General features: G+C 63.7%; 7 protein-coding genes and 2 pseudogenes. 3 read left to right on the forward strand and 6 right to left on the reverse strand.

Annotated features, from left to right (window positions below; translation table 11 throughout):
- Positions 1 to 139 precede the first annotated feature (139 nt).
- A protein-coding gene (locus tag ACIQ42_RS14265; protein WP_397422930.1) for an IS630 family transposase occupies positions 140 to 1097 on the reverse strand; the annotation gives its coding sequence in 2 pieces (ribosomal slippage) (positions 140 to 745 and positions 747 to 1097; 957 coding nt in all).
- A 77-nt stretch (positions 1098 to 1174) separates the two neighbouring features.
- A pseudogene (locus ACIQ42_RS14270) lies at positions 1175 to 1281 on the reverse strand (IS5/IS1182 family transposase); the annotation flags it as partial.
- On the opposite strand from ACIQ42_RS14270, the gene ACIQ42_RS14275 reads away from it, so the two are divergent.
- Entirely contained in the window at positions 1276 to 1461 is a 186-nt protein-coding gene (locus ACIQ42_RS14275) for a transposase (RefSeq protein ID WP_397422931.1), read from the forward strand. The pseudogene ACIQ42_RS14270 and the gene ACIQ42_RS14275 overlap by 6 nt on opposite strands.
- 21 nt (positions 1462 to 1482) lie before the next feature.
- A pseudogene (locus ACIQ42_RS14280) lies at positions 1483 to 1707 on the forward strand (integrase core domain-containing protein); the annotation flags it as partial.
- Between the two features lie 10 nt (positions 1708 to 1717).
- Here the strand turns inward: ACIQ42_RS14280 and ACIQ42_RS14285 are convergent.
- The 4 genes from ACIQ42_RS14285 to ACIQ42_RS14300 all read right to left on the reverse strand — a co-directional run bounded on the left by ACIQ42_RS14285 (position 1718) and on the right by ACIQ42_RS14300 (position 5896).
- Positions 1718 to 2887 carry an ABC transporter permease gene (locus tag ACIQ42_RS14285; protein ID WP_397422932.1) on the reverse strand — a complete coding sequence of 390 codons (1170 nt, stop codon included), beginning with the start codon at positions 2885 to 2887 and terminating at the stop codon, positions 1718 to 1720.
- Between the two features lie 9 nt (positions 2888 to 2896).
- On the reverse strand, positions 2897 to 4042 hold the full coding sequence (locus tag ACIQ42_RS14290; protein WP_397422933.1) for an ABC transporter permease: 1146 nt from the start codon (positions 4040 to 4042) through the stop codon (positions 2897 to 2899).
- Entirely contained in the window at positions 4039 to 4665 is a 627-nt protein-coding gene (locus tag ACIQ42_RS14295) for an ABC transporter ATP-binding protein (protein WP_397422934.1), read from the reverse strand. Before ACIQ42_RS14295 ends, ACIQ42_RS14290 begins: the two co-directional genes overlap by 4 nt.
- Before the next feature lie 79 nt (positions 4666 to 4744).
- Entirely contained in the window at positions 4745 to 5896 is a 1152-nt protein-coding gene (locus tag ACIQ42_RS14300; RefSeq protein WP_397422935.1) for an efflux RND transporter periplasmic adaptor subunit, read from the reverse strand.
- 354 nt (positions 5897 to 6250) lie between these two features.
- Between ACIQ42_RS14300 and ACIQ42_RS14305 the strand changes: the two genes are divergently transcribed.
- Positions 6251 to 6484 (forward strand): MbtH family protein, encoded by a 234-nt coding sequence (locus ACIQ42_RS14305; RefSeq protein WP_397422936.1) that lies wholly within the window; start codon positions 6251 to 6253, stop codon positions 6482 to 6484.
- Positions 6485 to 6520: the final 36 nt, after the last annotated feature.

The raw sequence follows: 6520 nt of genomic DNA on the forward strand, positions 1-6520 counted from the left end.
ATCCCGAAGATCACATGACAGAGGATGACCCATGCATGCCGGCCTCCTTCACCAGCATGCAGCTTGAATCACTCCATCACTGATTTGGGAATCCCTCCCGATTCACAGCGTAGGGAAACCGCTCTAGAGCGCCGTGCGTTTAATGCGACGTATATCCGGCGGCCTTGAAGAAGTTCCAGCATTCGTCGGGATCGTAGAGGTCGCAGATGCTGCCGACGGCTTGCCAGAGGGCGTCGAAAGTTCGGGCGCAGGCCGCGCGCAGATGAGCCTTGAGCTTTGAGAAGGCCATCTCGATGGGGTTGAGGTCAGGCGAGTAGGGCGGCAGGAACAGGAACCATGCTCCGCGCGCCTTGAGGATCTCTGCGGCGCGCGGGCTTTTGTGGACGGCGAGATTGTCCAGGATCACCACGTCGCCGGGTTGCAGGGTCGGCGCCAGCTGGGTCTCGATGTAGATATCGAAGGCGGCGCGGTCCATGGCGCCGTCCAGCACCCACGGCGCGGTCAGGGACCCGCATCGCAGGCCCGCGATGAAGGTCTGGGTTCGCCAGTGGCCGAACGGCGCATCGGCGGTCAGGCGCTGACCGCGCCGGCTGCGGCCCCGCAGCCGCGTCATCTTGGTGGTGACCGCTGTCTCGTCGATGAACACCAGGCGCGCGGGCTGTTGGCGCATGCGCGGCTGGCGTTGCTCGATCCATTCGTGCCGCCGCTCACGCACTGCGGCGCGTGCGCGCTCCGAGGCCATCAGGGCTTTTTTTATATGAGAACCCCGCAGCGATCAGCGCCCGGGACAGTGAGGGCGTCGTGACCTTCACCTCCCGCTCCACCTCGAGCCGCACCGCCAGCTCCGGCAGGGTGATATCGGGCGTGGCCTCCACAATATCGATCAGGAAGGCCATGTGTTCCGCCAGCTTGCCGCCGCCTGGCGGGCGTCCCTGCCGCGCAGGCTCGATCGAGCCCGTCCGCTCCGCCCGCGCCACAAGCTTGACCGCACAGCTGTCGCTGACCCCGTAGTGCCTCGCCGCGCCTCGACGCGATCCACCTGCCGCAACCTGCGCCACGATCCGCTCGCGCAAGTCCATCGAATAGCTCTTGCCCATGATCCACCTCCATCCACGGTGAATCACGCTTCGTCAGATTTGGGAATCCTTCGATTCCCGATTCAGGCACGACGCTTTAAGCCTCTGACGGCCAAGTGGATCTTGGTGCTCAGGCCGCCACGGGAACGACCAATGGCTTGATCTTCAGACCCCCTTTTTTCGCACCCGCCGCACGCTGGTGTCCACTGAAACGAGGGAGGATCAGATCGACCACGACAAGACGCTCTATCGACAGCGCCACAAGATCGAGAACACCTTCAGGCGCATCAAGGACTGGCGTCGCATCCACACCCGCTACGACCTATGCGCCCACACCTTCATGTCCGCCATCACCATCGCCGCCACCGTCATCTTCTGGCGATGATCAATGAGTCCTGAGCCTACACCCTACACGCCCATGACCACCGGCAAGGCCGAACGCTTCATCCAAACCGCGCTGCGCGAATGGGCCTACGCCCAGACCTATCAGACCTCAGATCACCGAACCGCCGAGTTGCCTGTCCGGCTGCACCGCTACAACTGGCATCGCCCACACGGCGGGATAAAGTCTCAGACACCCATCAGCCGACTCCGCCTGGACGCGGACAACCTATTGAGGCTCCACAGCTAGCCGCCCGACGCTACATGGCCCTCAGGCCGGTCACAACCGACATGCGCGCAACGCGGATTGCGGGCGCAAGTCCGCCGATCAGTCCGATCGCCAAGGAAAGGGCGAGCGCCCAGACCGCGAGGCCCGGCGTCACCGCAAGTGGGAAACTGAGTCCGACGGTGGAAACCGCGCGGCCGTTGAACACCAGCCAGGCGGCTGCATACCCCAGCAAGGCTCCGGGGACGGCGAGCAGCGTCGATTCAACCAACACCGAGATGACGACCGCCGAGCTCGAAAAGCCAATCGCGCGCAGGGTCGCAATTTCCCGCGTCCGGGCATCGACGATGGCATACATCGTGGTGACGCCGCCAAAGACGGCCCCCAGACCCATCACGCTACCGACAAACCATCCCAGGAAATTGAACACCCTGGTGATGGTCTTCGACTGGTCCTTCAGGTGATCCCTCTGCCATCGCACGTCCACGGCAAGCTGCGGGTTACGCGAGAGCGCGTCTTTGAAGGTCACAAAGGCGTCGGTGCTCTGGAGGCGCACGAGGATGTTGCCATAGGCATCCCGGCCGAACGCCGCCAGTACGGTGTCGATGTCCGATATGATGGCGTTCTCGCTCATCGAGCCGCCGTCCTTAAACACGCCAACTACCCGCCACGCCAACCCACGTAAGACAATGGTGTCGCCCAGCCCCAGTTTCCGGAACTGGGCGCGCGCGCCCGTTCCGACGATTATCTCGTTGAGACCCGGGCGGAACCATCGCCCTTCTATGATCCTGAACCCTGGCTGAACACTGGCGATCATCGGTCCCACGCCCCTGAACTGCAAGTTTACGGGCGCGCCGTCGGCTTTGCGGATGACTTCCACGATCACGGTTGCGGTGGGTTCGACGAGCGCCCGGCCGTCGGAACTGCGCCGGACGCCGGGCGCGTCGGACACGATGGCGAGCACTGAACGCGCAAGCGTCCCGACGCTCTCGGATACGGCGTCAGACGGTAGCACGACAACCTGATCGGCCGGAACATTGCGCAGCGAAGTCTTCTGGATTCCCGCCCCGATGGCGAGAAGGGAGATCATGACCGCCACCGTAGTGGCCACGCCGATGACGGTGACCAGCGCCGCGCCGATGCGCTGCGGCAGAGCCTTGATGTTGACTACGGTCATGGTGCCGACCTCGCTGGCGAACCCCATGTGACTCTCCTAGCGACCGGCCAGTGCGTCGACGATCTGAAGCCGCATGGCACGAACTGCCGGGGGCAGGCCGCTGATCGCCGCCAGCAGGATCGCGAACACGAACCCCCACGCCATGACGGGACCGGAATGGGCGTCGAATCCGATGAGCGAACGTACCACGGGAAAAAGCGCGGCGGCAATGCCGAGTCCGATTGCCGCCGACACTAGACAGAGCAAGAGGGATTCGGAGAAGAGGAGCAGTAGGACTGCGCGGTCGCTGAACCCCAGAGTCTTCAGGATTGCGAGCTCGGGCACCCGCTCGCGCATGGACTGCCACATGGTCGAGCCGATCGAAAAGAGCAAGGCAAAGAAGACTGCCCCGATAACCGCGTTCACCACCAGATTGATGTCGCCAAGCTGCTTGAATTGATCTTGGGCCATCTGCTTCTGGGTGATCGTCTTGGTCTCAAACGGAGAGTTGGCGAACAGCCTGTCTACATCCTGCGAGACACGCCCCGCTGTCGACGGGTCAGTGACCTTGAGGACGAAATAGTTCGTGGTGCCGCGAGCCGTCGAACGGCCCTCATCCACATATTCGTAATTGACGATCATCGGTATCGAAGATGGTCCGCCCGGGACGGGCGGTACCAGTCCGACGATCTGCACAGTCCAAAGGCGGCCGGAGCCGACATTGAGCCACGTCGCTGATCGGAGCGGGACGCGGTCTCCGACCTTCCAGTTGTATTTTCGAGCCTGGCCAGTGGGAGCCAAGGCGCCGTCGCGTCTGCTGCGAAGGGCCGCGATATTCTCCCGCGAGATGCCGAATTTCGAGAACACCTCGGCGAAGGGCTCAGGTCTGACAGCATAGGCAATGACGTATTGCTCGGGCCGCTGGTAGCTACCCAGGAAAAAGATCATCGGTGACACCGCTTCCACACCGGTCACCCGGGCGATCTTGGCCTCCTGCGACAGCGGCAGGGGCTCGATCTGGCTTACCCGGCTTTGGGTCATCAACACGTCCGCCTGGATATCTGCCACGGCGTGGTTGACGCCGCTGATTAGCCCTTGGAGCAGCCCGAACATGACGAAAGCGTTGGCTATGGACAGGATCGTGAGGATCGCCCGGCCGGGTTTCCGCCAGATCCCGGCCCATACGAGCCGCAGATATTTCACGCGGTGGCTCCGGCGGCGTGGCCCAGTCGTTGGCCCTTGTCGAAGCTCACGGTGCGCGACGCAAATTCCGCCGCCTTCGGATCGTGGGTGACCATAACGATGGTCTTGCCCAGCTCGCGATTCATCACTTGCAGCAGGCCAAGGACGTCCTCGGCGGTGTCCCGGTCGAGGTCACCGGTCGGCTCATCACAGATCAGCAAGGTCGGGTCCGCGACGATCGCCCGTGCAATGGCGACGCGCTGCTGCTGCCCCCCGGAGAGTTCGGTGGGCTTGTGCTTGCGCCGATCGGCGAGGCCGACAAGTTCCAGCGCCGCGCTGACGCTTTCGCGCCGTCGGGCACCTGAAAGTTTGGTGAGCAACAGGGGCAGTTCGATGTTCTTCTCGGCCGTCAAAGTCGGCATCAGGTTGTAGAACTGGAAGACGAAGCCGACGTGCCGCGCCCGCCATCGTGTCAGCTCCACCCCGGACAGCTGGTCGATCCGCTCGCCAGCGATGAGAACTTCGCCCGACGTTGGCCGATCGAGGCCTCCGATGAGATTGAGTAATGTGGTCTTTCCCGAGCCGGAGGGGCCCATGAGGGCCACGAATTCCCCCGACCAGATGTCGAGGTCGAGGTCGCGCAACACCTCCACGAACTCGTTGCCGCGCTTGTAGCGCTTGACGAGCGAACGGACCGCGACAAGCGGCTGGACGCTCCCCGGCTCAGCCATTCCCGGCCCGGGGGGACGAGGGCTGGATGCGGATCTTGGCTCCATCGGTCAGTGGTTTCTTTCTGCTAATGGCAAGGCGCTCACCTGATGCGACACCTGCCAGGATCACTTGATCTTCCCCCCGCCCGCCACCGAGGCGCACGGCGCGGCGCTCGACCCGTGCGCCCGAAATGACGAACACGTGGCCGTTCTGCCCCGACTCCACCGTCACAGCCGCGCGGGGGATTAGGAAGCTGCGCGTGGTGGGCACCGCCGTTAAGGTCGCGGGCGGGCTTAGAAATGCAACCCGCGCGCCCATGTCAGGTACGATCCGCGGGTCGCGAGCCTTGAGTCCCACGCGGACCAACACCGTCGCCTTCGAACGATCGGCCGTCGGGACGACCGCTATGACCTCCGCCGGAATGGCGGCCTCCGGATATGCGGTCAAAGTCACACGGGCCTGCATACCGGTCTTCACTCGGCCAATGAAGCTCTCGGACACATCAACCTCGACTTCAAGGGAGTCCATGTCGACGATCGTCCCGATGCCGGTTCGGGTGAAGCCACCCGCGCCGGAAATCGGCGAGACAATTTCGCCAGGCTGGGCGGCCTTGACAGTCACCACGCCAGCGAAGGGCGCCCGTATCACCATGTCATCGAGGCTGCGCTGCGCGACCTCAAGGGCCGCGCGAGCGCTGGTAACCTGGCGCTGCGCCACGACGAGCGCCGCCTGAGCCGTCTCCGCCGAATTGCGCGAATCATCGACGGCCTGATCGCTCAGAAAGCCCTTCGCGTGCAACTCCCGAAGCCGCCGATCCCGTGGCACGGCGTGTTCCAGCTCCAGTTGGGCCTCCTGGGCGCTAGCCTGTGCGACGGCCACCTGGGCCCGCGACTGCTCAAGGGCCGCGCTCAGGTTGGACGCGTCGAGCCTGGCCAAGATCTGGCCAGCATCGACGCGTTGGCCTTCCTCGATATACAGGTCCAGCACCTTGCCGCTTATCTTGCTGGAGACGGTCGCCTGCCGCCTCGCAACGATGTAGCCGGAAGCCTCGAGCAATGACTCTTCGCTCCAGCTGGTGCCCGCTATCGCCACGACCGGCACCGCCTCAACATCGGCGGGGCCTACTAATGGCGCGAGGAACCATAACCCGATGGCGATGACCATCGCAGCCGCAACCCCGACCAGGGCCCATCCAAGCCATCCGCGCTTGGGCCGTTGCGGAGCGACGCCTTCCCGATCGATCCGAAGTTGGGTGAGCAACGCCGACCTATTCATCGCAACTCCCTTGACCCTTAGCCTGCGACCTCAGCGCAGGGGTTCGTCCCATCCACGCGCGACGGCTGCAGGTCCCGACGCCAAAGTGCGGACTTATGCCCTGTCGCTCGCCAGACCCGCGACGAGAGCACCGACAGTGCGACCGCCGCGAGGCGCTGTCCAGTCTTTCAATCGTCGGTTGACGCCTAAGCTTGGTAGCGACTAGGTTCGAGAAAACGAAAAAATCATCGGGGTGAAGCGACCATGGCGTTTGAAGAAGACGATATACAGACCTACTTCGTCTTGGTGAACGACGAAGAGCAGATGTCGCTCTGGCCGCAAGCCACGCCCGTGCCGTCCGGTTGGCGACTCACGGGCCAAGAGGGTCCGAAGGACGCCTGTCTGCAATATGTAAACGAGATGTGGACCGACCTGCGCCCGCGCAGCCTGCGCCTCGGCGCCGAGAGCACGGACCCGGTTAGTGGCCCGGCAAGTTAGCTATGTCTTCGGACGCTGATGGCGTCGGATGGAGCT

The organism is Phenylobacterium sp. (genome assembly GCF_044372605.1).
In the GTDB taxonomy this organism is placed as follows: Bacteria; Pseudomonadota; Alphaproteobacteria; order Caulobacterales; family Caulobacteraceae; genus Phenylobacterium.